The sequence below is a fragment of the Nocardioides caldifontis genome (assembly GCF_008087345.1).
GTDB classification, from domain to species: domain Bacteria; phylum Actinomycetota; class Actinomycetes; order Propionibacteriales; family Nocardioidaceae; genus Marmoricola_A; species Marmoricola_A caldifontis.
Genome location: NZ_ML701737.1, coordinates 19635 through 46603, shown reverse-complemented (window position 1 = coordinate 46603; position 26969 = coordinate 19635). Strand labels below are relative to the sequence as shown.

Annotated in this window: 26 protein-coding genes and 1 tRNA gene; 13 read left to right on the top strand and 14 right to left on the bottom strand. The window is 72.7% G+C overall.

The window, feature by feature from the left end; translation table 11 throughout:
- Window positions 1-32 precede the first annotated feature (32 nt).
- From FIP57_RS05890 to FIP57_RS05880, 3 genes are read left to right on the top strand one after another with little or no spacing between them, the layout of a single operon-like run.
- Window positions 33-1085, top strand: a complete 1053-nt coding sequence (locus FIP57_RS05890) for a YlbL family protein (protein ID WP_148572613.1) — start codon at window positions 33-35, stop codon at window positions 1083-1085.
- Window positions 1082-1681, top strand: coding sequence for a PPA1309 family protein (locus tag FIP57_RS05885; RefSeq protein WP_238993316.1), 600 nt, complete (start codon window positions 1082-1084; stop codon window positions 1679-1681). The genes FIP57_RS05890 and FIP57_RS05885 overlap by 4 nt, the downstream gene beginning before the upstream one ends.
- A gap of 18 nt (window positions 1682-1699) precedes the next feature.
- Window positions 1700-4756: a UPF0182 family membrane protein gene (locus FIP57_RS05880; RefSeq protein WP_238993315.1), complete on the top strand. Its 3057-nt coding sequence runs from the start codon at window positions 1700-1702 to the stop codon at window positions 4754-4756.
- Window positions 4757-4948: 192 nt separating this feature from the next.
- Here FIP57_RS05880 and FIP57_RS05875 read toward each other — a convergent pair whose 3' ends face one another.
- Window positions 4949-6199 carry an MFS transporter gene (locus FIP57_RS05875; RefSeq protein ID WP_148572612.1) on the bottom strand — a complete coding sequence of 417 codons (1251 nt, stop codon included), beginning with the start codon at window positions 6197-6199 and terminating at the stop codon, window positions 4949-4951.
- A 90-nt stretch (window positions 6200-6289) separates the two neighbouring features.
- Here FIP57_RS05875 and FIP57_RS05870 point away from each other — a divergent pair.
- Window positions 6290-6363, top strand: a tRNA-Met gene (locus FIP57_RS05870).
- A gap of 84 nt (window positions 6364-6447) precedes the next feature.
- On the opposite strand, the gene FIP57_RS05865 is transcribed toward FIP57_RS05870, so the two are convergent.
- Window positions 6448-7011: a GAF and ANTAR domain-containing protein gene (locus FIP57_RS05865; RefSeq protein WP_148572611.1), complete on the bottom strand. Its 564-nt coding sequence runs from the start codon at window positions 7009-7011 to the stop codon at window positions 6448-6450.
- A 170-nt stretch (window positions 7012-7181) separates the two neighbouring features.
- Between FIP57_RS05865 and FIP57_RS05860 the strand changes: the two genes are divergently transcribed.
- On the top strand, window positions 7182-8111 hold the full coding sequence (locus tag FIP57_RS05860; protein WP_162529694.1) for an alpha/beta fold hydrolase: 930 nt from the start codon (window positions 7182-7184) through the stop codon (window positions 8109-8111).
- Between the two features lie 161 nt (window positions 8112-8272).
- Here the strand turns inward: FIP57_RS05860 and FIP57_RS05855 are convergent, their stop codons facing one another.
- Window positions 8273-8614 carry a DUF2784 domain-containing protein gene (locus FIP57_RS05855; protein WP_148572609.1) on the bottom strand — a complete coding sequence of 114 codons (342 nt, stop codon included), beginning with the start codon at window positions 8612-8614 and terminating at the stop codon, window positions 8273-8275.
- A 179-nt stretch (window positions 8615-8793) separates the two neighbouring features.
- Between FIP57_RS05855 and FIP57_RS05850 the strand changes: the two genes are divergently transcribed.
- Complete coding sequence (locus FIP57_RS05850) at window positions 8794-10158, top strand: hemolysin family protein (protein WP_148572608.1); 1365 nt, start codon at window positions 8794-8796, stop codon at window positions 10156-10158.
- Complete coding sequence (locus tag FIP57_RS05845) at window positions 10155-11219, top strand: hemolysin family protein (protein WP_148572607.1); 1065 nt, start codon at window positions 10155-10157, stop codon at window positions 11217-11219. Before FIP57_RS05850 ends, FIP57_RS05845 begins: the two co-directional genes overlap by 4 nt.
- A 21-nt stretch (window positions 11220-11240) precedes the next feature.
- On the opposite strand, the gene FIP57_RS05840 is transcribed toward FIP57_RS05845, so the two are convergent.
- From FIP57_RS05840 to FIP57_RS05830, 3 genes are all read right to left on the bottom strand, one after another.
- Window positions 11241-11894: a hypothetical protein gene (locus FIP57_RS05840; RefSeq protein ID WP_148572606.1), complete on the bottom strand. Its 654-nt coding sequence runs from the start codon at window positions 11892-11894 to the stop codon at window positions 11241-11243.
- Between the two features lie 81 nt (window positions 11895-11975).
- Window positions 11976-12611 (bottom strand): response regulator transcription factor, encoded by a 636-nt coding sequence (locus tag FIP57_RS05835; protein ID WP_148573019.1) that lies wholly within the window; start codon window positions 12609-12611, stop codon window positions 11976-11978.
- Window positions 12611-14644 carry a sensor histidine kinase gene (locus tag FIP57_RS05830; protein WP_148572605.1) on the bottom strand — a complete coding sequence of 678 codons (2034 nt, stop codon included), beginning with the start codon at window positions 14642-14644 and terminating at the stop codon, window positions 12611-12613. The genes FIP57_RS05835 and FIP57_RS05830 overlap by 1 nt, the downstream gene beginning before the upstream one ends.
- A 107-nt stretch (window positions 14645-14751) precedes the next feature.
- Between FIP57_RS05830 and FIP57_RS05825 the strand changes: the two genes are divergently transcribed.
- Together FIP57_RS05825 and FIP57_RS05820 are read left to right on the top strand one after the other, a co-directional pair.
- Entirely contained in the window at window positions 14752-15240 is a 489-nt protein-coding gene (locus FIP57_RS05825; RefSeq protein ID WP_148572604.1) for a cupin domain-containing protein, read from the top strand.
- Between the two features lie 5 nt (window positions 15241-15245).
- Window positions 15246-15746, top strand: coding sequence for a hypothetical protein (locus FIP57_RS05820; protein WP_148572603.1), 501 nt, complete (start codon window positions 15246-15248; stop codon window positions 15744-15746).
- On the opposite strand, the gene FIP57_RS05815 is transcribed toward FIP57_RS05820, so the two are convergent.
- The 5 genes from FIP57_RS05815 to FIP57_RS05795 all read right to left on the bottom strand — a co-directional run bounded on the left by FIP57_RS05815 (window position 15724) and on the right by FIP57_RS05795 (window position 21808).
- A complete protein-coding gene (locus tag FIP57_RS05815) occupies window positions 15724-16512 on the bottom strand; it encodes a DeoR/GlpR family DNA-binding transcription regulator (protein ID WP_148572602.1) in 789 nt (262 codons plus the stop codon). The genes FIP57_RS05820 and FIP57_RS05815 overlap by 23 nt on opposite strands.
- A 15-nt stretch (window positions 16513-16527) precedes the next feature.
- The gene (gene pdxA, locus FIP57_RS05810; protein WP_148572601.1) at window positions 16528-17568 is read right to left on the bottom strand and encodes a 4-hydroxythreonine-4-phosphate dehydrogenase PdxA; all 1041 of its coding nucleotides are present in this window, start codon (window positions 17566-17568) and stop codon (window positions 16528-16530) included.
- A gap of 32 nt (window positions 17569-17600) precedes the next feature.
- Window positions 17601-18926, bottom strand: a complete 1326-nt coding sequence (locus tag FIP57_RS05805) for a four-carbon acid sugar kinase family protein (protein ID WP_148572600.1) — start codon at window positions 18924-18926, stop codon at window positions 17601-17603.
- Window positions 18926-20410, bottom strand: coding sequence for a GntP family permease (locus tag FIP57_RS05800; RefSeq protein ID WP_148572599.1), 1485 nt, complete (start codon window positions 20408-20410; stop codon window positions 18926-18928). The genes FIP57_RS05805 and FIP57_RS05800 overlap by 1 nt, the downstream gene beginning before the upstream one ends.
- A 120-nt stretch (window positions 20411-20530) precedes the next feature.
- The gene (locus FIP57_RS05795) at window positions 20531-21808 is read right to left on the bottom strand and encodes a NupC/NupG family nucleoside CNT transporter (protein WP_238993349.1); all 1278 of its coding nucleotides are present in this window, start codon (window positions 21806-21808) and stop codon (window positions 20531-20533) included.
- Between the two features lie 152 nt (window positions 21809-21960).
- Between FIP57_RS05795 and FIP57_RS05790 the strand changes: the two genes are divergently transcribed.
- Together FIP57_RS05790 and FIP57_RS05785 are read left to right on the top strand one after the other, a co-directional pair.
- The gene (locus FIP57_RS05790; RefSeq protein ID WP_162529693.1) at window positions 21961-22584 is read left to right on the top strand and encodes a dual specificity protein phosphatase family protein; all 624 of its coding nucleotides are present in this window, start codon (window positions 21961-21963) and stop codon (window positions 22582-22584) included.
- A gap of 87 nt (window positions 22585-22671) precedes the next feature.
- Window positions 22672-22905, top strand: coding sequence for a hypothetical protein (locus FIP57_RS05785; protein WP_420846679.1), 234 nt, complete (start codon window positions 22672-22674; stop codon window positions 22903-22905).
- On the opposite strand, the gene FIP57_RS05780 is transcribed toward FIP57_RS05785, so the two are convergent.
- Window positions 22895-23203 (bottom strand): GNAT family N-acetyltransferase, encoded by a 309-nt coding sequence (locus tag FIP57_RS05780; protein WP_148572597.1) that lies wholly within the window; start codon window positions 23201-23203, stop codon window positions 22895-22897. The two genes, FIP57_RS05785 and FIP57_RS05780, sit on opposite strands and share 11 nt — an antisense overlap.
- A gap of 225 nt (window positions 23204-23428) precedes the next feature.
- Here FIP57_RS05780 and FIP57_RS05775 point away from each other — a divergent pair, with 225 nt between their 5' ends.
- Window positions 23429-25615 (top strand): glycoside hydrolase family 15 protein, encoded by a 2187-nt coding sequence (locus FIP57_RS05775; RefSeq protein ID WP_148572596.1) that lies wholly within the window; start codon window positions 23429-23431, stop codon window positions 25613-25615.
- Between the two features lie 43 nt (window positions 25616-25658).
- Here FIP57_RS05775 and FIP57_RS24290 read toward each other — a convergent pair whose 3' ends face one another.
- A complete protein-coding gene (locus FIP57_RS24290; protein WP_275266136.1) occupies window positions 25659-25793 on the bottom strand; it encodes a hypothetical protein in 135 nt (44 codons plus the stop codon).
- 82 nt (window positions 25794-25875) lie between these two features.
- Between FIP57_RS24290 and FIP57_RS05770 the strand changes: the two genes are divergently transcribed.
- The gene (locus FIP57_RS05770) at window positions 25876-26097 is read left to right on the top strand and encodes a hypothetical protein (protein ID WP_148572595.1); all 222 of its coding nucleotides are present in this window, start codon (window positions 25876-25878) and stop codon (window positions 26095-26097) included.
- 10 nt (window positions 26098-26107) lie between these two features.
- On the opposite strand, the gene FIP57_RS05765 is transcribed toward FIP57_RS05770, so the two are convergent.
- Window positions 26108-26890 (bottom strand): CDP-alcohol phosphatidyltransferase family protein, encoded by a 783-nt coding sequence (locus tag FIP57_RS05765; protein ID WP_238993314.1) that lies wholly within the window; start codon window positions 26888-26890, stop codon window positions 26108-26110.
- Between the last annotated feature and the right edge of the window lie 79 nt (window positions 26891-26969).

Genomic DNA, 26969 nt, shown 5'->3' with positions numbered 1-26969 from the left:
AATGATTGGCGGGTGGTGAGAGGGTGGCTGGCATGAGCCGCCGGACCGCCGCCAGCCTGCTGGCGATCCTGCTGCTCGTCGTGCTCGGGCTCCAGGTCGCCCGGCTCTCGGTGCCGTTCGTGACGGTGTCGCCCGGGGTCACCGTCGACGTGCTGGGGGAGAACGGCGGCGAGCCCGTGGTCGACGTCGAGGGGCACCGCACCTACCCGACCGACGGCGAGATGCGGCTGACCACCGTCTCGGTGACCAACCCCGAGGCCAAGGTGACGCTCGTCGGCGCCCTTGCCGGCTGGTTCGACGACGACGTCGCGGTGCTGCCCTACGAGGCGATGTACCCGGACCGGAGCTCCGCGGAGCAGGAGCGGGCCGAGTCCGCCGCCCAGATGGTCAACTCCCAGGACACCGCGGTCGCGGTCGCGCTCACCGAGCTCGGCTACGACCTCCCGACGTACGCCGAGGTCACCGGCATCACCCCTGGCGGCCCCTCGGCGAAGCTGCTCAAGCCGCGCGACCGGATCCTCGCCGTCGACGGCCGCCCCGTCGAGGACGTCGAGGACGTCTTCCGCCTCGTCGGTCGGCTCGAGGTGGGGGAGCCGGCGACCGTCGAGGTGCGCCGCGGCGGCGAGGACCGGCGGGTGGAGATCACCCCGACCGCCGCACCGGACGACCCCGACCGGGCGCTGCTCGGGATCCTCGTCGGCACCGGCTACGAGTTCCCCTTCGACGTGCGGGTCGGCATCGACGACACGATCGGGGGGCCGAGCGCGGGGCTGATGTTCGCGCTTTCCGTCTACGACGTGCTCACCCCGGGCGCCCTGCTCGACGGCACGGTCGTCGCGGGCACCGGCTCGATCGACGCCGACGGCCGGGTGGGCCCGATCGGCGGGATCCGGCAGAAGATCGCCGGCGCGGAGGAGAGCGGCGCGACGCTGTTCCTCGTGCCGCCGGACAACTGCGCCGTCGCGGTCGGTGCTCCCGTCGACTCCATCGAGCTGGTCCGCGCGGACACCTTCTCCAGCGCGCTGGACTCCCTGCAGAAGTACGTCGAGGACCCTGACGCCGAGCTACCGAGGTGCGACGAGTGACCGACATCCCCTACGACCCCAACAGCGACCAGGTGCCCGCCGGGCCCGACGGCGCTCCCTTGGAGCCGGCCGCGGACCTCGCGCTGCGTGGTGTCGTCCTCGAGCTCGAGCGGCACGTCGCCGGCGGCGGCTGGGACCAGCCGCCGCGGATGTACGCCCTGGTGCTCACCGAGGAGCTGCTCAGCGCCGAGCCCGGGCTCGCCGACGCGATCGGCGTCGACCCGTCGGCCGACCTGACCGGCAGCCTCACCCCGATCGAGCAGGAGCCGCTCGACGACGCCGGCGCCCTCGAGGAGCTGCTCACGCAGATCGTCTGGCCCTCGGAGGTGCACGGCACCGCGGTCGCGGTCGAGCGGATCGTGGTGCCCCCGACGGTCGAGCTGCCGGAGGACGAGGACGAGGCCCGTGAGGTCGCGACGAACCACCCCGAGGCCCAGGAGGTCCGGATGGTCGCGGCCGCGACGCGCACCGGCTCGACGTACTGCGCGCTGCGGCTGCGCTCCCACGACGACGACCTCTCCGTGGTCGAGGGGCCGGACCTGGTGCCGGCCCTCCTAGAGTTGTTGCAGGCCACGCTCGTGGCCGACGAGCAGTGAGGACCTGGTGAACAGGCAGTGAGCGGACTCTTCGACGACGAGCCCACCCCACCGCGGCGGACCGCCGCGCCCGCACGGCCACGGCGCTCCAAGGTGCTTCTGGTCACCGGTGCGTTGCTGATCGTGCTGTTCTTCATGCTGTCGGCGTTCACCGGTGTGTGGACCGACCGGCTCTGGTTCGAGAGCGTGGGCTACTCCGGCGTCTTCACCAAGACCCTCGGCACCCGGGTGCTGCTGTTCGTGGTCTTCGGGATCCTCATGGGCGCGTTCGTCGCGGCCAACATCGTCATCGCGTTCCGCCAGCGGCCCGACTTCCGACCGCTCCCGAGCGAGGCGAGCCTCGACCGCTACCGCGACGCCGTCGAGCCGATGCGCAAGTGGGTCGTCGTCGCGATCGCGGTGCTCCTCGGACTGGTCGCCGGCGGGTCCGCGGCGGGCCAGTGGCGCAACTTCCTGCTCTGGCGCCACCAGAAGGAGTTCGGCGTGGACGCCGCCTTCTTCGAGGGGCGCGACGTCGGGTTCTTCGTCTTCGAGCTCCCGTGGCTGCACTACGTCGTCAACTTCGCGCTGATGACGATCGTGCTCGGGCTGGTCGCGTCGGTGGTGGTGCACTACCTGTTCGGCGGCATCCGCCTGCAGTCGCGCGGCGACAAGGTGAGCGGCGCCGCACAGGTGCAGTTCTCGGTGCTGCTCGGGCTCTTCGTGCTCGTGAAGGCCGTCGACTACTGGCTCGACCGCTTCGACCTGACCACCGACCAGGGGCGCCGCTTCACCGGCATCAACTACACCTCGTTCCACGCGGTGCTGCCGTCGAAGAACATCCTCATGGTCATCTCGCTGATCTGCGCGCTGCTGTTCTTCGCCAACGTGCTGCGCCGCACCTGGCTGCTGCCGTCGGTGGGGCTCGGGCTGCTGGTGCTCTCCGCGGTGCTGCTCGGCGCGCTGTGGCCGGGGATCGTGTGGCAGTTCCAGGTCCGTCCCTCGCAGCCGGACAAGGAAGAGGACTTCCTCCGAGAGAACATCGCCGCGACGAGAGCCGCGTTCGACGTCGACGACGTGCAGGAGCAGCCCTACAACGCGACAGTGTCCGTCGAGCGCGACCAGCTGCTGCAGAGCGCCGCGTCGCTGCCCGGCATCCGGCTGATCGACCCGCTGCGGATGAGCCAGGCCTTCGAGCAGCTCCAGCAGGTCCGCGGCTACTACAGCGTCTCCGAGGTGCTCGACGTCGACCGCTACCGGATCCCGGACAGCGACGGCAACATGCAGGAGCGCGACATCGTGCTCAGCGTCCGCGAGCTCGACCAGTCCGGCCTCGTCGACGACCAGCGCAACTGGGCCAACCAGCACACCGTCTACACCCACGGCTTCGGCGTGGTCGCGGCGTTCGGCAACAACCTGACCGCCGACAACCAGATCCCCAGCGACGACGAGCCGCCGTGGGCCGAGGAGGACCTCCCGCCGGAGGGCGAGCTGAGCGACCTCAGCGAGGACGGCTACGAGCCCCGGATCTACTTCGGGGAGAAGAGCCCGACCTACTCCATCGTCGGCAAGCCCGAGGACGGCGCCAACGTCGAGCTCGACATCCCGGAGGAGTCCTCCGGCGAGCGCGGCACGACGACCTACGCGGGCGAGGACGGCGTCGGGGTCGGCAACATCTTCAACAAGCTGCTCTACGCCATCAAGTTCGGCGAGCCGAACATCGTGCTCTCGAGCCGGGTCAACGAGAACTCCAAGATCCTCTACGAGCGGCACCCCCGCGAGCGGGTGGCGAAGGTCGCCCCGTGGTTGACGATCGACCGCGACCCCTACCCGGCGATCGTCGACGGCCGGGTGCTCTGGGTGCTCGACGGCTACACGACGACCGACCGCTACCCCAACGCCGAGCGTGAGTCGTTCCAGGAGATGACCAGCGACGCGCTCGCCCCGACCACGTCGTACGTCACCCTGCCGACCGACCAGATCAACTACATGCGCAACTCGGTGAAGGCCACGGTCGACGCGTACGACGGCACCGTGACCCTCTACGAGTGGGACGAGGAGGACCCGCTCCTCGACGCGTGGCAGGAGATCTTCCCCGGCACGGTCGAGTCGAAGGACTCGATCCCCGACGAGCTCGAGGAGCACCTGCGCTACCCCGAGGACCTGTTCAAGGTGCAGCGGCACATCCTCGCCGACTACCACATCACCGAGCCCCAGGACTTCTACAAGGGCACCGACCTCTGGGAGGTCCCGGAGGACCCGGCCTCGCAGTCGAACAAGCAGCCGCCCTACCGGCTCTCGGTGCAGCTGCCCGTCGAGCAGGAGGAGGCCGCCGAGGGCGAGGAGGAGACGGAAGAGCCGAACGCCGGCGACGAGACGCCGGTCGAGGAGAACCCGGTGTTCTCGCTGACCAGCGTCTACGTCCCGACCAACCGGTCGAACCTCGCGTCGTTCATCTCGGTGAACTCCGACGCGACCAGCGACGACTACGGGAAGATCCGGATCCTGCGGCTCCCGGACGAGACGCAGGTCCAGGGCCCCTCGCAGATCGCGAACACGTTCGCGGCCGACCAGGCGATCCAGGACCAGCTGCTCTCGATCCGGCAGAACTCCCAGGTCGTCAACGGCAACCTGCTGACGTTGCCGGTCGGCGGCGGGCTGCTCTACGTGCAGCCCGTCTACGCGCTGCGCGAGAGCGGCCAGGGCGCCTACCCGGTGCTCCAGTTCGTCCTCGCGTCGTTCGGTGACAGCGCCGGCTACGGCCGCACCCTGGCCGAGGCCCTCGAGCAGATCGTCGAGAGCGGCACCGTGACCGACCGCGACACCGGCGTCGAGGGCGGCTCGCCCGGCGGTGAGGAGCCCGGCGGCGGGGGCGGCGGAGGCGGTGGCGGCCAGTCCGAGGAGGTCCCGACCGAGGTCCTCGACCTGCTCGCCCAGGCCGACGAGCGGTTCCGCGAGGCCGAGCAGGCGCTACGCGAGGGGGACCTCTCCCGCTATGCGCGGCTGAACGACGAGGCCCAGGAGCTCGTGACGCAGGCGCTCGAGCTCGCGCAGCAGGAGTCCGAGGCCGCCGAGCCCGAGGGCCAGCAGGGCTGACACGAGCGGGGAGCCCGTGATCCACCAGGTGGGTCACGGGCTCCCCGTTGTTTCCGCGGCTCATCGGGTAGGGGTGCGGTACTCGCTGATGAACTGGGGCCACGACCCGCTGAAGTGAGCTCCCTGCTCGGCCGGCGGGTCACGTGAACGAGCTTTGACGCGATCCGCCCGGGTTCTCGCGTCAAGGTCCGTTCACGTGCGCGGCTGGTGGTCTAGCTCGGACGCCAACGGCGCGGTCCGGAGCCGGAGGTGGTGCGCGGGCTCGGGGAGCCGGGCGGCGAGGAGCCCGCCGACGACGAGCATGACGGCGAGGCCGACGAGGGACGGCGTGAACGAGCCGTCGTCCGTCCGGGTCACTCCCATGAGCAGCACGAAGACGACCGACGCCTGGCCGGCGAGCTGCACCAGCCCGTTGGAGGTGCCCTCGGGCGCCGGGGCGGTGATCTCCGCGGCGTACTGCATCCCGACCGGCATCACGCTGGTGAGGAAGAACCCGACGAGGGCGGCCGACGCGAAGAGCCCCGGCCGCGAGCCGGCCAGGGCCAGCCACACCACGCCGGGCGCGGTCGCGGCGAGTCCGAGGGCCAGGAACGGCACCCGTCGGGCTGCCCGGTCCGACCAGCCCGACAGCACGACGGCGCCGAGCACGCCGCCGACCAGGAGCAGCGCTCCAAGCGTGCCGGCGTCGTCAGGGGTGAAGCCCCGCGGCGCGACGATCTCCTCGACCCACGTGGTGATCCCGTTGAAGACGCCGAGCGCGACGAACGCGAGGACGAGCAGGACGAGGAACGGCCGGATCCGCAGCACCCGCCCGATCCCGTGGACGACGAGCGCGTGAGCGTCGTCGGAACCCGCGTCCGGTCGCACCGGTGGCCGGTCGCGGGCCACCAGCACGAAGACCACGCCGGAGACCAGCGCGGCCACTCCGTACAGCAGCTGGGTGCGGGGGATCGACGTCGCCTCGACCAGGGACGGTGTCGCCGCGACCCCGATGCCCGTGCCGAGGAGGTTGGCGAGCGTGATCAGGCTGACCGCGGTCGCGCGCTGCGAGCGCGGGAACCAGCGGGTGGACAGCGTCGTCCACGCGTTGAGCAGGAAGGGCTGCGCGATGGCCGCCCCCGCCGTCGCGAGCAGCGCGGCTGCGTAGTGGTCCCCGGCGAGCCCGCGCGCCACCCCGGCCACCCCGGCCAGGAGCGCGCCCAGCCCGGCGGCGAAGCGGAGCCCGCGGTGGTCGATGAGGTACGACGCCGGCAGGGAGACGGGGAGGTAGGCGACCATGAACGACATGGCGAACGCCGCGACCGCCACGTCCGAGACGCCGTAGAGCTCCTCCGCCTGGTTGGAGACCGGGGCGTAGCTGATCCACAGTGTCTGGATCGTCAGGTTGACCGCCATGAACGCGGTCAGGACCACCCAGCGGTACCCCCGTGCTCCTGGTGTCACCGTGCCTCCCTCGGCGTACCCGGGGACCCTAGCGGCGCGGGCCCCCGATTTGGATCCTCCGTTCGGGGCCGGTAACGTGGGATTCACCGACGCGGGGTGGAGCAGCTCGGTAGCTCGCTGGGCTCATAACCCAGAGGTCGCAGGTTCAAATCCTGCCCCCGCTACAAGTGTGATGTCCCGAGACACCATTGAGGTGTCTCGGGACATTGTCGCTTTCTGGCCCCGTCTCCGCGGACCAGCCCGTGTGGTCAGGTCGAAGACGGTGTGCGGAACTCCTGATTCGCGGTGTCGACAACCTCTTGGGCGATCGCCCGAAGCTTCATGTTGCTGGTGGACGAGGCACGGACGAGGAAGTGGAAGGCGCGGTCTTCATCGATCTGGTAGCGCTGCATGAGCAGTCCCACCGCTTGGCCGATGGTCTTGCGTGATCCCAGCGCCTCGTTGAGCTGGTGGTCGTACCGGGCTCGGTCCAGGGCGATCGCGGCGTGGGTGGCGAACAGTTCTGCCATCGCCACCGCGTCCGGATGGACGGTTTCGGCTTCGGTGGAGTAGAGGTTGAGGCCGCCGAGGGTGTCCTGGTCGGTGTAGAGGCGCAGTGCTAGTTGCGCGCGGAGCCCGGCCTTGACGGCCTTCGGCATGTAGTTCGGCCAGCGTTGGTCGTGGCGAGCGTGCTCCACCACCACCACCGGGGTGTTCTCGACCGAGGCGACGCAGGGCCCCTCGTTGAGGTCGTACTGGAGAGCCAGCGCTGGTGGTCGCAGCACCGCCCGCCGCTGCGGACGACCTTCCGAGACGACCTCCTCCGACCACACGAGAGCCGCTCCCGTACGAGGACATCAGGTGGTCAGAGTCACAAGGTTCTGCTCCTTCGCTCCTGGGTATCCCCACGCTGACCAGCTGAGCCAAGGCTGACTCTCTCTCTGCACCGATCGGAGTCGGCGTGCGTTCGGATCTCGTGTCCCCTCGTTCCTTCGTCGTCGACGTGGACGGCCCCGTCCACGTCGCCGATTACGGCGGTGCGCCGAACGTGCCCACGCTCGTTTGCGTCCATGGGCTGGGCAACTCCCACGTCACGTGGCGGCCCTTCGCGCAAGCGTTGGCCGGGTCGCACCGGATCCTGGCCGTCGACCTTCCCGGGCACGGCAGGTTGCCGCGGGCCGGACGATCCGTGAGCGTCGCTGCGAATCAGGACCTGCTGGACCGGGTGCTGCAGCGCTTGGACTCCCCGGCTGTCGTCGTGGGTCACTCGATGGGGGCCAGCATCGCGGTGCTGCAGGCCGCCTACCGGCCTGACACCGTCGCCGCGCTCGTGCTGCTGGCTCCGCCGGTCCCACGCCGGCGCGTCGAACCGATCAGCCCCGCACTGGCGGCTCACGTGCTGCTGTGCGCGTGGCCTTCGCTGGCCCGGACCGCCCTCGGTTTCCAGCTGAGACGGCTGGGCCCCGAGGAGTACGTGCGCCGTCGACTCCAGCTGACCTGCGCGTCCGAGGAAGCGATCGACGAGGCTACCCGCCGGCTGCTCGTCGAGCTGGTCGCCGCGGACTGCTCCGGCGAGGGCCACGCAGCCTTCGTGGAAGCCGCCCGGTCCGTCGGGCTCCTCGTTGCGCGTGGCAACGCCTACACATGCGCGATCGAGGCCGTGCAGGCCCCGACGCTCGTCCTGCACGGCGCGCTGGACCGGATCCTTCCCGAGGGCGGGCTGCGCCGGCTCGCAGCGCTGCAACCGCTGTGGCAGACCAGCCTGCTCGACGGCGTGGGCCACTCACCACACCTTGAGGCGCCGGTGCGCACCGCGGAGCTGGTCAGGGAGTTCATCGACACCCTTGGGGCCACCGCCTCGCGGCCGCTTGTGCCCGCCGATCCGCAGCGTGACGTCCACAGCGCAGGACCCACCGCGAGCGGGGGGAGGTGACACCCGATGAGGATCCTCAGCAGCCGGGCGCGTTGGCGCTTGTTCTTCCTGATGCTCGGGTACGACGCCCGTCCTTGACCGTGCCCCGCAACGGGCGGCAGGTGCCATGGCAGATGTCCAGGGCGCGGGGCCGTGGCGGTGACCCCGAGCAGGTGTGAGGCTCAGCGGGCGGCGAGCACGGCCCAGGAGGAGACGACCAGGCCACCGACCGCGACCTCGACCTTGCGGGCCCACCGGGCCGGGTAGACCTTGCCCTCGAAGTAGTGCGCGACGAACCCACGCTCGTGGAGCTGCGGCTTGCCGGCGCGGCGGCGGGCCCAGTTCTCGATCCGCGACAGGGGGCACGCGGCTCGGGTGATCGCCATCCGTCCACCCCACGCCGCCGCAGCCAGGTGCGGAACCAGCAGCGCGGGGACCAACCAGGCCAGGAACCCGCCGATGACGGTGAAGCCGACGAAGACCATGTGGGCCAGGCACGAGACGCAGGCGAGCAGGCGGTGCACGGCTGAAGGGTAGACGGCACCGACCGACGCGACCCAAGGGCCCACGGCCTCAGAGCGCGCTCAGGTTGGTGCGGCACACTGCGGTTCGACCACCGCCCCACACCCGGAGCCGCACCCCTGATGAGCCAACCTCCGCGAGGCACCAGCCTCTGCACCGTCGACCTGGTCGGAGGTGAGAGGTGACCGAGCTGCTGCTGCTCGCGGTGGCCGTGCTCCTGGTCGCGGCGTGCGGGATGTTCGTCGCGGCCGAGTTCTCCTTGGTCACCGCCGACCGGTCCGCCGTCGAACGTGCCGCCGATGCCGGTGACAAGGGTGCCGTCGGTGTACGTGCGGCCCGCCGGTCGCTCTCCACCCAGCTGTCCGGGGCACAGGTCGGGATCACCGTCACCAACCTGGCCATCGGGTTCCTCGCCGAACCGGCGATCGCCGCGCTCGTCGAGGAGCCGCTGCTCGCGGTCGGCGTCGCCGAGCGGGCGGTGCCCGGGATCGCGGTCGGCGTCGGGCTGGTGCTGGCCACGGCGGCGACGATGGTGTTCGGCGAGCTCGTGCCCAAGAACCTCGCCATCGCCGAGCCGCTGGAGGTGGCACGAGCGACGCAGCGGTTCCAACGCGGGTTCACCGCCGCGATGCGGCTCCCGATCCGGTTCCTCAACGGCTCGGCGAACGCCCTGGTCCGGCGGCTCGGGGTGGAGCCGCAGGAGGAGCTGCGCTCGGCGCGCAGCGCCGAGGAGCTCGCCTCGCTCATCGACCGCTCCGCCGCGGAAGGCACCCTGGAGTCCCGGACCGCGCGGCTGATGGCCCGCTCGGTCGCCTTCGGAGACCGCATCGCCGACGACATCATGACGCCGCGGGTGCAGATGAGCACCGTGCCGGCGAACGCCCCGGTGGAGGCGCTGGTCGAGCTGGCGCGTCGCACGGGCCACTCCCGGTTCCCGGTCACCGGCGAGGACGTCGACGACGTGGTCGGCGCCGTGCACGTCAAGCACGCGGTCGCGGTCCCGGTCGGGGCCCGCGGCGAGCGCCGCGTCGCCGAGGTGATGGTCGAGCCGACGGTGGTGCCGGCGACCCTGGAGCTCGATCCGCTGCTCGAACAGCTGCGTGGGGAGGGGCTCCAGCTCGCCGTCGTCATCGACGAGTACGGCGGCACCGCCGGTGTGGTCACCCTGGAGGACGTCGTCGAGGAGATCGTGGGGGACATCGCCGACGAGCACGACCGCCTCGGGGCCCGTGCGCGCCGTCGGCGTGACGGCTCCTGGTCGTTGTCGGGGCTGCTGCGCCCCGACGAGGTGGGGCACCTGACCGGCGTACCACTTCCCGAGGACGACGACTACGACACCGTGGCCGGGTTGGTGCTGCACCTGCTCGGGCGGATGCCGGAGACCGGCGACGAGGCGGTCGCGGAGCTCCCGCCGCAGCTGGCCTACGACGACGGTGAGCCGGTGGCCCTCGAGGCGGTGCTGCGGGTGGAGCGGATGGACGGGCTCCGCATCGCGAGGGTGGCGCTGAGCACCCGCCCGGCCGGCGACGAGGAGGCCGGCCGATGAGCGACCTGGTGGCCGTGGGGGTCGCGGTGGTGCTGTTGGCGGCCAACGCCTTCTTCGTCGGTGCCGAGTTCGCACTGATCTCCGCTCGTCGGACCCAGATCGAGCCGCGCGCCGCCGCCGGCTCCCGGGCGGCGCGCACGACGTTGAGGGCGATGGAGGACATCAGCCTCGTGATGGCCGGCGCCCAGCTCGGCATCACGATCTGCTCCCTCGGGCTCGGTGCGGTCGGCGAGCCGGCCGTGGCCCACCTGCTCGAGCCGGCCTTCCATGCCGCCGGCCTTCCGGAGCAGGCCCTGCACCCGGTCGCCTTCGCGGTGGCCATGACGGTCGTGGTGTACCTGCACGTCGTGCTCGGGGAGATGGTGCCGAAGAATCTCGCGATCGCCGGACCGGAGCGCGCCGCCCTGCTCCTGGGGCCGCCCATGGTCGCGATCGTCAAGGTGTTCCGGCCGGTCATCGTCGTGCTGAACGCGATCGCGAACGGAGTGCTGCGGCTGCTCCGGGTCACCCCTCGGGCGGAGGTCGCCTCCGCGTTCACCCGCGAGCAGGTCGCCGACCTGGTCGAGGAGTCTCGGGGCGAGGGGCTGCTCGACGAGGACGAGTACGAGCGGCTGGCCGGCGCCCTGGGGTTCACCGAGCGGAGGGTGGAGGCGGTGCTGCTGCCCCGCGAGGAGCTCGTGACCCTGCCCCGCAACGTCTCGGTCGCCCAGGTCGAGCAGGCCTGCGCCGCGACCGGGTTCTCCCGGTACCCGGTCGCCGACGAGGACGGTGGGCTCGTCGGCTACCTGCACATCAAGGACGTGCTGGAGACCGACCCGGGGAAGCACCAGCGACCCGTCGCCGACAAGTGGATCCGGGCGTTCGCGACGGTCGCCGTCGACGACCCGCTGCACCTCGCCGCGGCGAAGCTGCAACGTTCCGGGGCCCATCTCGCTCGTGTGGTCGGCAGCGCCGCCGACCCGTCGGCAGGGGACGGCGTGGTGGGGCTGGTCGCGCTGGAGGACGTGCTCGAGGAGCTGGTCGGGGAGATCCGCGACGCGACCCGGCGGCGCGCCGTCTGAGCGTCGCCGGGTCACGCGGCCTCATCCGCGCCGGAAGACACCCCGCAGCCCGACGGCGACCAGCCACAGCCCGGCAAGCCCGGCGACGGGGAACAGCGGGTCGAAGGTGTCGACGAAGGCGATGGTCGCCGTCGCCACGGCGAACGCCAGCCCACCCAGCAGCCCGAGCGGCACCACGATCCGGTTGCCGAGCACCCGGCGGCGTCCGCCGGCGACGGCGAGCGCCGCGACCATCAGACCCCAGACAGGGTTGACGATCGTCTCCACGCCCATGAAGGCGGCGACCAGCGGCGTCGTGCTGCCGTCCTCGATCTCCTCCGCCTGGGTCGCGGCGAAGAGGTGGACGACGGCCCCGACGACGGCGACCACGGCCACCACCGCCGACGCCGGCAGGAGCCGGCCGAGCCCTTCGCGCAGCGCCGGGTCGCGCTGCAGGGCGACGAGCCCCGCAGCGACGCAGGCGAAGCCGAGCAGCCCGACCAGGTGGGCGGCGTACCAGGCGGGGTCGACGAGCATCGAGTGCAGCTGCTCCGTCTTGTCGCCCTCGTCGCTGCCCTGCGGGTGCAGCGGGCCGCCGGCGAAGAACGCCAGGCCGCCGGCGACGAGGAACGGGTAGCCGGCGCGGTGCACGCGCGGCGCGGTCGGGATCGTGCTCGAGGAACGGAGTGTGGTCATGGCTCCCAGGCTCGGCCGCTCCCGGGACGTGCGCATCGGGGGCGCCCCGGCTCCCTGCCGAGGGAGAACCCTGGGCCTCGCTCAGCTGCGGAGGTATTGCAGCACCGCGAGCACCCGGCGGTGCGACCGCTCGTCGGCGCCGAGGTCGAGCTTGGTGAAGATGCTCCGGACGTGGCCCTCGATGGTCTTCGGACTCACGTGCAGCTCCTCCGACAGAGCGGCGTTGGTGAGCCCCTGAGCCATCAGCGCGAGCACCTCCCGCTCCCTCTCGGAGAGCCGCTGCAGCGGGTCCTGCCGCCGACGCCGCGCGACCAGCCGCGTCACGAGGTCGGAGTCGATCACGACGTCGCCACCGGCCACGCGCCGTACGTCGGCCGCGAACGCGCCCAGGTCCGAGACCCGGTCCTTCAGCAGGTAGCCCACCCCGCCGTCGAACTCGGTCATCAGCCGCAGCGCGTGGTGCACCTCGACGTGCTGCGAGAGCAGCAGGAGCCCGACCTCCGGGGCGACGGCGCGGATCTCGGCCGCCGCGTCGATGCCCTCGCTGGCGAAGCCGGGCGGCATGCGGATGTCGATGACGGCGACGTCGGGCGGCTGCCGGTGGACGAGATGCACCAGCGACGGCCCGTCCCCGGCCTGGCCGACGACCTCGAACCCGGAGTCGCCGAGGATCCGTGCCAGCCCCTCGCGGAGCAGCACGGCGTCGTCGGCGAGCATCACCCGCACGGCAGCGCCGTCCTCACCACGGTCCCGCGCGCCGGCGGGCTCTCGACCTCGAGCCGTGCGCCCAGCGCCGACAGCCGGTCGGCCAGCCCCTGCAACCCGCTGCCCCCGCTCGCGTCCGCACCGCCGACGCCGTCGTCCCGCACCTCGACCGCGAGGCGGCCGGGGCGCAGCGCCACGACGACGTCGACGACCTCCGCGTCGGCGTGCCGCGCCGCGTTGGTCAACGCCTCGCTGACCACGAAGTAGGCGGTCGCCTCCACCTCGGAGGGCAGCCGGCGGCCCAGCTCGACGTGCAGCCGCACCGGCACCGGCGACCGGTCGGCGAGGGTTCCCAGGGCCGCCTCCAGCCCGTCCTGGGTGAGCGCGGCCGGGTGGATCCCGCGCGCCATCTCCCGCAGCTCCGCGGTCGCGTCGAGCAGGTGGCGCCGTGCTTCCTCGGCCCGGCGCACCAGGTCACCGTCGCCGGCCACCGCAGCGCGCTCGACCAGCGCGCCGAGCTCCATCCCGAGCGACACCAGCCGTTGCTGGGCGCCGTCGTGCAGGTCGCGCTCGATCCTCCGACGGGCGAGCGACTCGGCAGCGACGATGCGCCGGGCCGCGGCCTGCAGCTCCGCGGCCTGCCGGGCGACCTGCTGGAGCCGGGCGCGGTGGTCGATCACCAACCCTGCTTGGGCTGCCAGGTCGGCGAGGAGCTGTGCCTCGGCGCGTGCGAGAGAGGTGCCGGGAGGCCAGCGGAGCACCAGCGCCCCACGCACCTGGCCGTCGTGGTGCAGCGCTCGCACCAGGTCGCGGGAGCCCGCGAGCCCGGCCAGAGACGAGGTCTCCACCTCTGACGTGGTCGGCCAGCCGGCGACCCGCTCCATGCGCTCGGGGTCGCCGACCCAGATCACCACCGAGGACGCGCCCACCCCGCCGGCGATGGTCGCGGCCAGGCCGTCGAGCAGCTCGGCGTCGTTGTGGCTCAGCTGGGCCGAGAGCCGGGACAGGGTCTGGTACGGCGTGGGCCGGTCGCCGTACACCAGCCGGTCGGCGAACGCCTGCGCGCGACGGCGTACCGGTTCGAAGGCGACGGCGACCGTCGCCGTGGCCGCGAGCGCGAGCAACGGCTCCTCGATCGGCAGCAGCGCGCCGACGCCGATCACGACTGCGACGTAGCCGGCGAAGACCAGCAGCACCAGGACACCGACGACCAGGGTCCTGTTGATCACCGGGTCGATGTCGTAGAGCCGGTACCGCACGATCGCGACCCCTGCGGCCAGCGGCACCAGCGGCAGTGCGAGCAGCCCGACGACCGGCGTGCCGGCGACGAGCTGGCCGGCGCTCAGCAGCACCAGCGACACCGCCACGGCGTAGACCACCCAGCGCAGCTGGCGTGCCTCGTCGCCACCGGCCCGGCGCGACCGGGTGACCACCGCAGCCGCCCACAGCAGCTGGAAGGCCGTGTAGCCGCCGATCATCAGCGGGCCACCCACCGACTGCGCGGTCTCCACGCCGTCGAGCCGGAACGGGAAGCTGAGCCGGCTGTCGCGCCAGTCGTCCTCGATCGGCCAGAGGGCGGACATGGTCGCGAGCAGCGCCGCCACCGCGACCATGACGTACGACGCGGCGCGCCACCGGTGCGACAGGTGCACGCCGGTCGGGAAGACCATCACCGCCACGCCCGCCGCCGCCATCTCCACCGGCACGAGCCAGATCGAGGTCCATGCCAGCCACTCGGCCCCGGGAAGCGCGAGGGAGGAGAGGGCGTACTGGCGGCCGAAGTACATCACCGCACCCGCCACGCCCAGGTAGACGAAGAGCTGGCCGACCGGGTGGCCCGGCCGCGCCCGCAGCACGTAGAGCCCCACGCCCGCGAAGGTCAGCGCGAGCAGCCCGTTGTGCAGGTTGCCGAGGTGGAACCCCAGCGTGGCGCCGTACCCGACGAGCCCGAGGACGAGGACTCCCAGCGTGCCGACCAGCGCCTCACGCGCGAGCGAGGGCGCGTCGTCGTACCCCGTCCGCTGGGCAGTGACCGCCGGCCACATGGGGACAGCGTGGCACGGCAGGGCCATCCGCGGACCAGGGCAGACCCTCCCTCTTCTCGCGGGACCGCCCGGATGCGGCGGCCGCCGGAGCGGCGGACCGTGGCCCCATGACGACATTCGACCCGCAGCCCACCACCACCAGCGCCAGCGCCAGCGCAATCCACCTCGCGTCCGGGGAAGGACCGACCTACCGGATGATCGACGGCGACCACGTCGCGAAGGCCGCGGTCCGCGACGCCGAGGGCGCCTTCGAGATGTTCGAGGTGATCGCGCCCGCCCGACCCATGGCTCCTCCGCACGTCTCGCCGTGGAGCGCCGTGCTCTACCTGGTCGAGGGCCGGATCACCGCCCTGGTCGGCGGCACGACGTACGACGTGGAGCCCGGCGGTGTCGTCGTGTTCCCCGCGGGGACGCCGGCCGGCTTCGAGGTGCTCGGGGACACGGCCCGGATCGTAGGGGTCACCACCGGCGACCGGGCCGGCCGGTTCTTCGCCGACTTCGCGGGCGCCGTGCCCACCGACCGACCCGCCGAGGAGTCCATCGAGGCGATCCTCGACGTCACCGCACGCCACGGCGTGCGGCTCGCAGGCGGGTGAGTGCCGTGCGCTTCGAGGTGACCACCCAGGCGTCGCCGGCGCAGGTGCGCGAGGCCCTGACCGACTTCACCGACCGCCGCACCCGGATCTGGAGCCGCACGCTCGACCCGAAGGGGTACGAGGTGCGGGAGGTCGGCGACACCTGGGCCGTGGCGCGCGAGAACACCGCCGGCTCGCCGTTCTGGGTCGTGTCCCGCTACGACTGGTCGGACCCGTCGGTGGTCCGGACGGTCGTGGTGGAGGGCAGCTGGGGCGGCGGAGGGATCGGCGAGTTCCGGATCTCCCCGCTCGACGGCGGCGGCAGCCGGGTGCACGCCTACTGGACGCACACCGGCGTCACGCGGCGCTGGGAGCGGATCCTGCTGAGGCTGCTCGAGAGCCGGCCGGTGCGCCGGATGATCGCGCGCACGTGGGTGAAGGCGTTGGACGGCTTCGCGCGGTCCTGTGAGCCCGACTCCGGTCCTGACGACCAGGTCCCTCCCGTCAGGACCCGCCCTCGGGACTGAGCACCCGGACGCCGTACGACGCGAACGCCGACAGTGCCTCCTCGTCCGCACCCGGGTCGGTGACGAGGGTCCACGACGGGTCGATCGGCAGCCACGCGGGGACGGGCGCCGCACTCAGCTTGGAGGAGTCCGCGAGGAGCACGACCCGGGCGGCGACCGCCGCCGCCCGCTCCTTCACCGCGGTCTCGTCGTGGGTCGGCTCGCCGATCCCGCGGGCCGGGTCGACGGCGTCGGCGCCGAGGAACGCGACGTCGACCGCCAGCCGGTCCAGGGCCAGGGCGGCCAGCGGCCCGACGAGCCCGTGGCTCAACGGTTGGACGCGGCCGCCGAGCAGCACCACCTCGACGTCGGGCGCCTTGGCCAGCAGGGCGGCTGCCTCCAGCCCGCGGGTGAACACGGTCCGCGGACCACGGGTCGCGAGCAGCCGGGCGAGGGCAAGGCACGTGGTGCCGGCGTCGAGGAACACCGTCGCCGCATCGGGCACCAGGTCGACGGCGACCTCGGCGATCCGCTTCTTCGCCGCCTGGTGGAGCCGCTCGCTCTCGGTGAACGACCGCTCGTGGAACCGCTCGCGAGCCAGCGCACCGCCGTACGTCCTGGCGATGCGCCCCTCGCGCGCGAGCCACGCCAGGTCCCTCCTCACCGTCGAGGGCGAGACCCCGACCTCCGCGGACAGCGTGGCCACCGCGTCCACGCCGTGCTCGACCAGCGACACCAGGGCGTCGCGCCGCTGTCGGGTCGCCCGCCGCACGCTGCTGCTCGTCACCTCACGCGTCCTCGGTCAGGAGCCGTAGGTCTTCCGGATGTTGTCGACGAACGGCGCGTAGTCGACCGCGGCGAGGTAGGCGGACAGCATCGTGCCGTGGCCCGCCTTGCCGCTCCCCGCGATGTCGAACGCGGTGCCGTGGTCCACCGAGGTGCGCAGGATCGGCAGGCCGACGGTGACCGAGATCGTCCCGTCGAAGTCGAACGTCTTCGCAGGGATGTGGCCCTGGTCGTGGAACTGCGAGAGCACGCCGTCGAAGCGGCCCACCAGCCCCTGGTGGAAGACCGAGTCGGCCGGGATCGGGCCGTGCACGTCGAGCCCCTCGGCCCGCGCGGCGTCGCAGGCCGGCCCGATGTGCTCGATCTCCTCGTCGCCGAAGGCGCCGTTCTCGCCGCCGTGCGGGTTGAGCGCCGCCACTGCGAGCCGCGGCTTCTCCACGCCGAAGACCTCGAGAGCCGTGTGTGCCTTGCGGATCGAGGCAAGGATGCGGTCCTTGGTGAGCTGGTCCAGCGCCTTGCGCAGCGAGACGTGGCGGGTCGTGAAGAAGATCCGCAGGTGGTGGCCACCGGCGTCGTCGTTGCGGACGACGAACATCGTGTCCTGCTGCGTCACGCCGGTGAGCTCGCCGAGCATCTCGGTGTGGCCGAGGTGCTTCGAGCCGGCGGCCCAGATCGCCTCCTTGTTGATCGGGCCGGTGACGACGCCGGCCACGCGGCGCTCCATCGCGGCCTGCGTCGCCACCTCGATGGAAGCGATCGCGGCCCGGCCGGCGCGCTCGTCGACCTTGCCCCACGCGGGCATGCCGTCGCCGAGGACGCCGGTGTCGTAGACGTCGATGAACCCGGGGCCGGCCGGCTCCACGTCGAAGGCGTCGACGACCCGCACCTCGACGTCGAGCCCCATCGCCCGGGCGCCCGCGCGGAGAGCGACCGGGTCGCCGACGGCGATGCCGTGGTGGCCCTGCGCGCCGGCGGTCTCGGCCAGGGTCTTCGCGGTGATCTCGGGGCCGATGCCCACGGGGTCTCCGAGGGTGAGGGCGAGGACGTGGCGGGTCATGGGTGCTCTTCTCTCCTGTGGGGGTGGGGGGATCAGTACGGCGTGCGGGACTGCGCGGAGGTGACCTGCCGGCGGTGCACGTCGGCGTTGGTGCGCAGCTGGTCGAGGCAGGCGACCGTCGTGCCGGCGTCGCCGACGAGGCCGCCCTTGGTGACGATCTGGAGGCCGTCCCAGGGGCCGCCGACGACGCTACCGGCGACGGCGAGCGGCACGACCTCGTCGGACACCTCGAGCCCGTGCGAGCCGAGCTCGTGGAGGACCGCTGCGGTCACGTCGCCGCCGGTCGTGAAGAGTCCGTCGACACGGTGCACCTCGAGCGTCCTGCGTACGGCGCGTGCGAGGGCCCGCGGGATCTCCTCCGCCTGCGTGGGCGTGACCGGGTGCAGGTCGGACTCGGTGAGGACGGTGGCGACGACGAGCACGTCGTCGGGGTCGGCGTCGGAGAACGCCGAGTCGAGGAGCCGTGCCGTCGCGTCGGTGTCGGGGACGGGGGAGTCCCCGCAGGTCGGCGCGCGGTGCAGGTGGGCGCCGCGCTCGGTCGCGAGCTGCTGCAGCTGGGTGCGGGTCAGCTCGGTGGCCGAGCCGGAGACGGCGAGCAGCGGAGCGCCCTGGCTGCGGGGCTCGAGGCCGAGGGCGCGCGCCATCGCGACGGACGCCGGGCCGGGGTCGCTGGTGACCCACACCAGGTCCAGCCCCTCCGCCGCGGCGACCGCGGCCGTGGAGGCGCGCTCGAGGTGCGCCTCGGTCGTGGCGTCCGCGACGAGCACCTCCGCTCCCTCCTCGAGCGCGGCGCGGATCGTCGCGACGAGCTCGTCCGGCGTCGCGGTCACCGCGGACATCGGGATCCCGGCCACGGCGAGGTCGGCCTGCTGCCGGATGATCGCGGCGACGTCCGAGGTGCGCATCGGCGTTCGGGCGTCGTGGGCGACCTCGGTCTCCTCGAGCCGCTGGCCCCGAAGCAGCTGGGTGCCGCCGATGGTGTGCCGGTCCGCGGCGGGGTGGGCCGGGGCACAGAGGACGACGACGCGCGAGCCGCTCAGCCCGGCCACCTCGTCGAGGAGCGCCCGGGTGGTGGCGCCGACGTTGCCACGCAGGGTGGTGTCGATGCGGTTGCAGACGAGGCGGGCCGGCCACCCCGCGCGTACGACGGCGGCGACGCGCTCGGCGGCGGTGGCCCCGTCGGCGTGCCGGCTGTCGGTGGTGGCCACGACCACGTCGAAGCGGGCGACCATCTCCGCCACCAGCCCGGCACGGTCGGCGGCGCTCGCCGTCGCGGCGCGGAGCCCGGCCCGGGCGAACCCGGCCGCAGCGGCGTTCGCACCGGTCAGGTCGTCGGCGACGACGAGCACCTCCGCCATCAGAGGAACAGGCTGGCGACGAGCAGCAGGGGCAGCGAGGCGATCCAGACCGCCGTCGTGATCCCGGACCAGCCGCGGAGCGCGGAGACACCGTCCAGGCCGGCGAAGCGGGTGACGACCCAGAAGTACGAGTCGTTGAAGTAGCTGAACACCATCGAGCCCGCGCAGCAGGCGAGCGCGGCGAGCAGGGCCGAGAGGCCGAGCCCGTCGACCAGCGGTGCGGTGACCGACGCGGCCGTGATCATCGCGACGGTGCCCGAGCCCTGCGCCAGCCGGACGAGGCTCGCGACGAGGAACGGCACCAGCACGCCGGGCAGGCTGAGGGACGAGATCGCCTCGGCCAGCTCGTCGCCCACGCCGGAGTCGCGGAGGACCTGGCCGAGAGCACCGCCGGCACCGGTGATGAGGATGATCAGCCCCGCGGAGGCCGCGGCCTCGGCGAGCCAGTGGTGGACCTGCTTCCGCGGCGACCAGCGGGGCAGGAGCAGGTAGACGGCGAGGACGATCCCGATGGTGAGGGCGACCACCGGGTGGCCGACGAAGGCGAGCACCTGGGCGATGCCGGACGGGGTGTACTCGTCGTCGGGGGAGAGGACGCCCTGGGCGTTCCGGTCGATCGCGGTCGCCACGGTGTTCGCGACGATCAGGAGCAGCGGCGCGACCAGCGGGAGCGAGGCGAGGCCGATGCCGACCCGGTGGGGCCCTTGACCGGCCGGCGGCTCGCCGAGCCGGTGGCCCGGGTCCTGCTCGGCCGGTTCGTCGTGGTCGTCGCCGCCCGCCGTGGTCCGCGTCGCCGTCGCGGTGCCGCCGCCACGGCTGGTCGCCTCCACTTCCTCGTAGACCGCGGCGCGGACGTCCTCGTTGAGCTCGGGCTCGAGCTTGGGGCCGATCCACGCGGCGTACAGCACCACGACCGGGAGCAGGACGATCGAGAAGGCCAGCCCGGCGAGGACCAGCGCACCGAGGTCCGCGCCGAGGATCCCCGCCACGCCGAGTGGTCCGGGAGTCGGCGGGACGAGGTGGTGGGTGACCGTCATGCCGCAGCCGAGCGCCAGGGCGAGGGTGACGTAGCGGCCCCGCAACCGTCGGGCGATCGAGCGGGCGAGCGGGTTCATGATGACGTAGCCGGAGTCGCAGAAGACCGGGATGGAGACGACCGCGCCGGTGCCGGCCATCGCCCAGTGCTCGCGGCCCCGGCCCAGCGCCTTCACGAAAGCCCGCGCGAGCGTGTCGGCGGCGCCGGAGACCTCGAGGATCTTGCCGATCCCGACCCCCAGCCCGATCACGATGCCGATCGAGGCCAACGTGGTGCCGAACCCGGTCGTCATCGAGTTGATCGTGTCGAGCGCGGGTACGCCGGCCACGAAGCCGGTCACGAGCGAGGCGAGCAGGAGTGCGACGAAGGCGTCGAGCCGGGTGAACAGCACGACGACGACGATCGTGCTGATGCCGAGCACGAGAGCCAGGAGCAGTTGCAGGTCCATGGGGTCTCCAGGGTCAGCCGGTCGAGGGTGCGGTCGTTCGATCGTCACCCGGACACGCTGCGCATTGCAAGCGCTACGGGTGAGTAACCTGCGCACATCGCGCAGGTCAGGGTGTCCACGTCACGCCAGCACGATCCCGGCGATCGCCGCGCTCATCAGGTTGGCCAGCGTGGCGGCGAGGATCGCGCGGAGCCCCAGCGAGGCGATCTCCGCGCGCCGCTCGGGCGCGATGCCGCCGAGCCCGCCGAGCAGGATGCCGAGCGAGCCGAGGTTGGCGAACCCGGTCAGCGCGAAGGTGACGATGGCGCCGGTCTTGGCGCTGAGCGTGTCGACCTCCGGGCCGAAGTTCGTGAACGCGACGAACTCGTTGATGACGGTCTTCTGACCCACGTAGCTGCCGGCCTGGACCGCCTCGTCCCAGGGGACGCCGATCATCGTCATGACAGGGGCGAAGACCCAGCCGAGGATCTTCTCGAGGGTGAGGTCGTCATTGCCGAACCACCCGCCGATGCCGCCGATCGCCAGGTTGGCGAGCGCGATGAGGGAGATGAAGGCGAGCAGCATCGCTCCGATGGTCGCGGCCAGCCGCAGCCCGTCGGCGGCACCGGCGGCGGCCGCGTCGATGACGTTGCGGTGGCCCTGCTCGTCCTCCCCGACGTCATCCCCGCTGTCCTCGCCGCTGTCCTTCCCGCGGCGGCGTCTCGCAGCCGCCTCGACGCGCTCGCGCTCGGCGGCGACGGCCTCCTCGTCGTCCTCGGGCAGGATGATCTTGGCCATCAGCAGGGCCCCCGGCGCGGCCATGAAGCTGGCGGCGATGAGGTACTCCAGCGGAGCGCCCAGCAGCGAGTAGCCGACGAGCACCGAGCCGGCGACCGTCGAGAGGCCACCGACCATCACCGCGAACAGGCCGGAGCGCGAGAGGCCGCCGATGTACGGGCGGACGACGAGCGGTGCCTCGGTCTGGCCGAGGAAGATGTTGGCCGCGGCGTTGACGGATTCGGCGTGCTCGGTGCCGAGCAGCCGCCCGAGGGCGCCGCCGAGCCCCTTGACGACCCACTGCAGCACGCCGAAGTGGTAGAGCACGGCGGTCAACGAGGCGAAGAAGATGATCACCGGCAGCACCTGAAGCGCGAAGATCACGCCCTCGTCGCCCTCCGGCAGCACCGGGCCGAAGAGGAACGAGATCCCTTCGCCGGAGGAGTCGATGACGGCCTGGACGCCGCGCGACGCGCCCTCCAGCGCGCGCCGCCCCAGCGACCACTGGAGGACGGCGACGCCGAACCCGACCTGCAGCGCGAGCGCTCCCACGACGGTGCGGAGCCGGATCGCCTTCCGGTGGCTCGACACCGCGACCGCGATGGCCAGCAGGGCGGCCATGCCGCCCAGCCCCCACAGCACGTCGATCAATGGACGACACCTCCCCGGGTCCGCCGGCGTAGCCGCGCCGCGCCGCGCCGTACGACGACCGTGTACCCGCGCGAGAGCCGCAGGACGCACAGGCCCCGTCAGGCCCTGCTGCCGGCTTGCCGCGCAGTGGCACAGTGATCGGCGTGACCGACCCCGAGGACTGGCGCGGCTGGCGCCCGAACCCGGACGAGCCGCTGGCACCGTTCCGCCGTGCGAACGCCAGCTTCGTGACGCCGTACCTCGCGGTCGGGGGCGACCTCGACACGCTGGCGCACGACGTCGCGGTCGGCCAGCTCGACGAGCTGCGGAGCGCCGGGATCTCCCACGTCATCGACGTGCGCGTCGAGTGGAGCGACGAGGAGTGGGTCCGCGAGCGGCACGCGGACGTGGAGTACCTGCACCTCGGCATCGACGACGCAGGTCAGCGCGTCCCCGACGAGTGGTTCGACACGGGCGTCTCCTTCGCGCGCGAGGCCGTCGAGTCCGGAGGCGTCGTGCTCGCTCACTGCCACATGGGGATCAACCGCGGGCCGTCGATGGGGTTCGCGATCCTGCTGGCCTCGGGTTGGGACGCCCGGGAGGCGCTCGACGCCATCCACGCCGCACGTCCCATCGCGTTCGTCGCCTACGCGGAGGACGCCCTGCGGTGGCACCACGGCGACGGCTCGTCCGACCTCGCCGCGGACCTGGAGCGCGTCCGGCAGTGGCGACAGGACAACGACCTGGACCTCGGCAGGGTGCTGCGCGCCATGCGTCAGTACCCCTGACCGTCAGGGTCAGGTCGTCCGTCCGTCCGGGCGAGTCGAAGCGAGGAGCGAGCCACCGCTGGGAAGCTTCCAGCCCTCGGCGTGCTGGTGGAGCCGCGCCATCACGCGACCGAGCCCGCGGGCCACGGTGACGTCGGGCTCGCCTACCTGCGGCTCGGCCAGCCGGCCACCGAGCTGAGCGGCGGTGGAGTCCAGCGGATCAGGCTCGCCGCCGAGCTGCAGCGCGCCCGGCGCGGCCACGCGCTCTACCTCCTCGACGAGCCGACCCCAGGGATGCACCCCGCCGACGTCGCGCTCCTCGTACGCCGGCTCAGTCGCTGACCTTGCTCGCCGGCCGGCGGTAGTCGAGTTCGGCGTAGTCGGGGTGGCGCTGCATCCACGCCTGGACGAACGGACAGATGGGGAGCACCCGCAACCCTTGGCTGCGCACGTGGTCGAGGGCGCCGCGCACGAGGAGCCCGCCTACTCCCTGCCCCTCGAGCGCCGGGTCCACCTCGGTGTGGGTGAAGACGACGAGCTCGTCGGTGCGCTGGTAGGCCGCGAACCCCAGCACCTCACCGTCCCGGACCGCCTCGTAGCGCTTCCGTTCCGGTGCGTCGGCGACCTCGATGCTGCTCATGGGCACTGACCTTGGCACTGCGCACGCCTCGTTGTCACGGCATGGTGCGGTCATGGCCCGCACCGTGGACCGCAGTCCGTGTCGACGGCTGGGCGCACCGGTGCACGGTGGAGGAGCAGAGAAGGTCGACCCTCGCGACCAGCTGGGCGTCGTACCCGAGCGCGAGGCGTTGCGGGCACGACCCCGCGGCGGTTCGTGACCCAGGTCACGGGGTAGGCGCGAGGCATGACCACCACCTCAAGGGCCGTGGTGCTGCTGGCCGCGGTCGCGACCTGCTCGGCACTGCTGGGGCCTCCCGCGACCGGGGCCCCGCCGCCGCGGGCGGCCGACCGGGGCGACCGGTCGACGTGGACCGAGGGCGACAAGACCGGCTTCGGGACGGCGCGGGCCCGGCGCAGCAACGTGTGGTTCACCCTCCAGGGCGGGCGGGTGAGCGAGGTGTTCTACCCCGACCTGTCGACCCCCAGCGTGCGCAGCCTCGGGCTCGTGGTCTCCGACGGCCGCACGTTCACCGACCGGGTCGGGCGTGACACGGTCACCACGGTGGCGCGGCCTGACGAGCGGAGCCTGCGCTTCACCCAGGTGAACAGGGACGAGCAGGGGCGCTACGAGGTCCGGGAGGAGTACGTCACCTCGCCCCGCCACGACGCCCTCACCGTCCGGGTCCGGCTGACCTCGCTCGACGGCGGGCGCTACCGGCTCTACGTCCACCACGACCCCGCCCTCGACAACGGCGGCATGGACGACCGTGCCCGGACGCGAGGGCCCGGGTTGCTCGCGACGGACGGGCGGGTGGCGTCGTACCTCGTCACCCGACCGGCGCTCGGCGCCCGCGTCAACGATCTCGTCGGCACCCGCACCGACCCGTGGCGCGACCTCGCGCGCGACCACCGGCTGGACCGCCGGCGGAGCGCGGCCGGGCCCGGGAACGTCGTGCAGCTCGGCCGGGTCCGTGGTGTCACCGGCCGGCCCGGGGCGCGGTGGGCGACGGTCGTGCTGGGCTTCGGCCGCGACGCCGGGAAGGCCCGGGCGCACGCGACCGCCACCCGCGCCGACGGCTGGACGGCGACGCGGCGCGCGTACGACCGGGGGTGGCACCGCTACCTCGCGCGGATCCGGCCGGTGCCGGCGAGCGCGACCCCCGTCCGCGCGGAATACCTCGCCTCCGCGCTGGTCCTCGCGGCCGCTGAGGACAAGCTCAACCCGGGAGCGATCGTCGCCTCGCCCTCGGCCCCCTGGGCCTGGGGCGACGAGCTCGAGGACCTCGCGTCGCCGTCGGGCGCCTACCACCTGGTGTGGTCGCGCGACCTCTACCAGTTCGGCACCGCGCTGTGGGCGATGGGTGACCGGGCGGCGGCCCGGCGCGCGGTCGACTGGCTCTTCCGCGTGCAGCAGCGCAAGGACGGCTCGTTCCCGCAGAACTCCGACGTCGAGGGCACCCCGGTGTGGAGCGAGCTCCAGCTCGACGAGGTGGCGCTCCCGGTCGTGCTCGCAGGGCTGGTCGGCAAGCGCGACGACCGGACCTGGCACGGGGTGCGGAAGGGGGTGCGGTTCCTGCTGCGGTTCCGCGACGAGGAGACCGGCCGCCGCGCGCCGTACTCACCTCAGGAGCGGTGGGAGAACCAGTCCGGCTACTCGCCGAGCACGATCGCGGCGCAGGTCGCCGCGCTGGTGGTGGCCGCCGACCTGGCGCGCGACCGCGGACGTCGGACGCTCGCGCGTGAGTGGCTCGCGAAGGCCGACCGGTGGGCGCGCCGGGTCGAGCGGTGGACGGTGACGACGACGGGGCCGCTGTCGGAGGAGCCGTACTTCCTCCGGCTCACCAAGAACGGTCGGCCGGACACCCCGAGCCGCTACGAGATGGGCGACGGGGGACCGACCTCGGTGGACCAGCGGCGCGTCGTCGACCCGAGCTTCCTCGACCTCGTGCGGCTCGGGATCACCGCGCCCGACGACCCGGAGGTCCTGAGCACGCTGCCCGTCGTCGACGACGACCTCGCGGTGACGACCCCGAACGGACGGTTCTGGCGGCGGTTCAGCTTCGACGGCTACGGCGAGACGCGCACTGGCGGGCAGTGGGTGCCGACCGACCCGGGCGCGAACCGCACGCTGGGCCGTGGCTGGCCGCTGCTGACCGGCGAGCGCGGGGAGTACGCCGTGGCGGCCGGCGACGACGCCGACTCCTACCTGGCGACCATGGCGGCCGCGGCCGGGCCGAGCGGCATGATCTCCGAGCAGGTCTGGGACGGCCGCCCGCCGACCGGCAAGCCGTGCTGCCCCGCCGGGGAGGGGACGCGGGCGGCGACGCCGCTGGTGTGGTCGCACGCCGGGCTCGTCCGGCTGGCGTGGACGATCCAGCGCGGGCGGCCGGTCGACCGTCAGGAGGTGGTCGCCGACCGCTACCTGCGCTGAGCACCGGCTCCGCGATCGGGGGGTGCCGAGGGCGGTCGAGCCGTCAGACCCGACCCGCCCCGTCTCGCGCGTAGCCGAGGGTGGTCGCCAGCTCGAGCACGGTCGGTTCGTGCAGCACCTCCCCGAGCGCGTCCCCCCGGCTGCGCCAACGCGCCGGCGCGGGGGCAGCGGTGGCCATCACCACCGGTAGCTCGTCCCGAGCCGCGGTGGGTCGACTCGATCGCACGCACGACGCGGTTCGAGGGCGCATACTGGAGGTGATGACAACACGATCCGGCCACCGCGGCCGCCACCTCGCCAGCAGCCCCTTCAAGCCGGAGCCGGAGCAGGTGGTCGAGGTCTACGACCTGGACGACCGCGTCTGCCACCAGCGGTACGGCCTCGGTCGCGTCGTCGGCAAGGAGACCGCCGCGGTCACCGTCGACTTCGGCAACCGCACGGTCCGCATCGTGAGCCCGTTCCTCAACCTCGAGAAGCTCTGACGCTCCGGCGTCAGGCCGCGACGGGCTCCTTCTTGCGCCGGAACGTGAGGTAGAGGCTGAGCGCGACGTAGTAGACGACGTAGCCCAGCGAGATCGCCAGCCACCACGGGCTGGGGTCGTCCACCTGGTCGAGGAGCACCGCGTAGCTCACCAGCCACAGGGTGGTCAGCGTGAGGGTCACGCCGCGGAGCAGGTTGGTGCGCGAGGGGTAGACGTAGCCGACCGGCACGAACACCAGCACCGCGCACACCAGCAGCAGCACCGCGACCGCGGTCAGCCCGGGGTCGAGCACGACCACGTAGAACGCCACGACGTTCCAGTAGCTGGGGAACCCGAGGAAGAGGTTGTCCTGCGTCTTCGCGTCCACCCGGCAGAACTGGTACGCCGAGGCCAGCAGCGGCACCACCGCCAGCACGGTGGCCCAGGTGCCCTCGCCGAGGTAGCCCGCGCTCCACAGCAGCACCATCGGCGTGAACGCGTAGGTGAGGTAGTCGACGATGTTGTCCAGCAGCGCGCCGTCGAACCACGGGATGTGCCGCTTGACCTCGAGGTGCCGGGCCATCATCCCGTCGGTGCCGTCGACCACCATCGCGGCGAGCGCCAGCCACAGCGCCCGGATGGTGTCGCCCTCGAGGATCGCGATGACGGTCAGCATCGCGATCGCCGTGCCGGTGGCGGTGTAGACGTGCACCAGCCAGGCGGCCGCGACGGTGCCCGGCGAGGTCGCGCGCGGCGCGGTCTGCGCCCCACCCTCCACGTGGGCTCGGGGCTGGCCTTGGACTGTGGGATCCACCTGGTTTCCTTCGCAAGTCAGCTGACGGGGCCGAGGACGTGTCCCCGTATCGTCCATGACGGCGTCGACGTCGTCGGGA

What these genes read in the sequence shown, in the direction of transcription:
- FIP57_RS05835 (WP_148573019.1), bottom strand. Translation starts at nt 12,611, where the DNA reads ATGCTCGCCGACGACGCCGTGCTGCTCCGCGAGGGGCTGGCACGGATC.
- FIP57_RS05800 (WP_148572599.1), bottom strand. Translation starts at nt 20,410, where the DNA reads ATGGACCTGCAACTGCTCCTGGCTCTCGTGCTCGGCATCAGCACGATC.
- FIP57_RS05805 (WP_148572600.1), bottom strand. Translation starts at nt 18,926, where the DNA reads ATGGCGGAGGTGCTCGTCGTCGCCGACGACCTGACCGGTGCGAACGCC.
- FIP57_RS05780 (WP_148572597.1), bottom strand. Translation starts at nt 23,203, where the DNA reads ATGAGCAGCATCGAGGTCGCCGACGCACCGGAACGGAAGCGCTACGAG.
- FIP57_RS05830 (WP_148572605.1), bottom strand. Translation starts at nt 14,644, where the DNA reads ATGTGGCCGGCGGTCACTGCCCAGCGGACGGGGTACGACGACGCGCCC.
- FIP57_RS05845 (WP_148572607.1), top strand. Translation starts at nt 10,155, where the DNA reads ATGAGCGACCTGGTGGCCGTGGGGGTCGCGGTGGTGCTGTTGGCGGCC.
- FIP57_RS05770 (WP_148572595.1), top strand. Translation starts at nt 25,876, where the DNA reads ATGACAACACGATCCGGCCACCGCGGCCGCCACCTCGCCAGCAGCCCC.
- FIP57_RS05825 (WP_148572604.1), top strand. Translation starts at nt 14,752, where the DNA reads ATGACGACATTCGACCCGCAGCCCACCACCACCAGCGCCAGCGCCAGC.
- pdxA (WP_148572601.1), bottom strand. Translation starts at nt 17,568, where the DNA reads ATGACCCGCCACGTCCTCGCCCTCACCCTCGGAGACCCCGTGGGCATC.
- FIP57_RS05775 (WP_148572596.1), top strand. Translation starts at nt 23,429, where the DNA reads ATGACCACCACCTCAAGGGCCGTGGTGCTGCTGGCCGCGGTCGCGACC.
- FIP57_RS05890 (WP_148572613.1), top strand. Translation starts at nt 33, where the DNA reads ATGAGCCGCCGGACCGCCGCCAGCCTGCTGGCGATCCTGCTGCTCGTC.
- FIP57_RS24290 (WP_275266136.1), bottom strand. Translation starts at nt 25,793, where the DNA reads ATGGCCACCGCTGCCCCCGCGCCGGCGCGTTGGCGCAGCCGGGGGGAC.
- FIP57_RS05840 (WP_148572606.1), bottom strand. Translation starts at nt 11,894, where the DNA reads ATGACCACACTCCGTTCCTCGAGCACGATCCCGACCGCGCCGCGCGTG.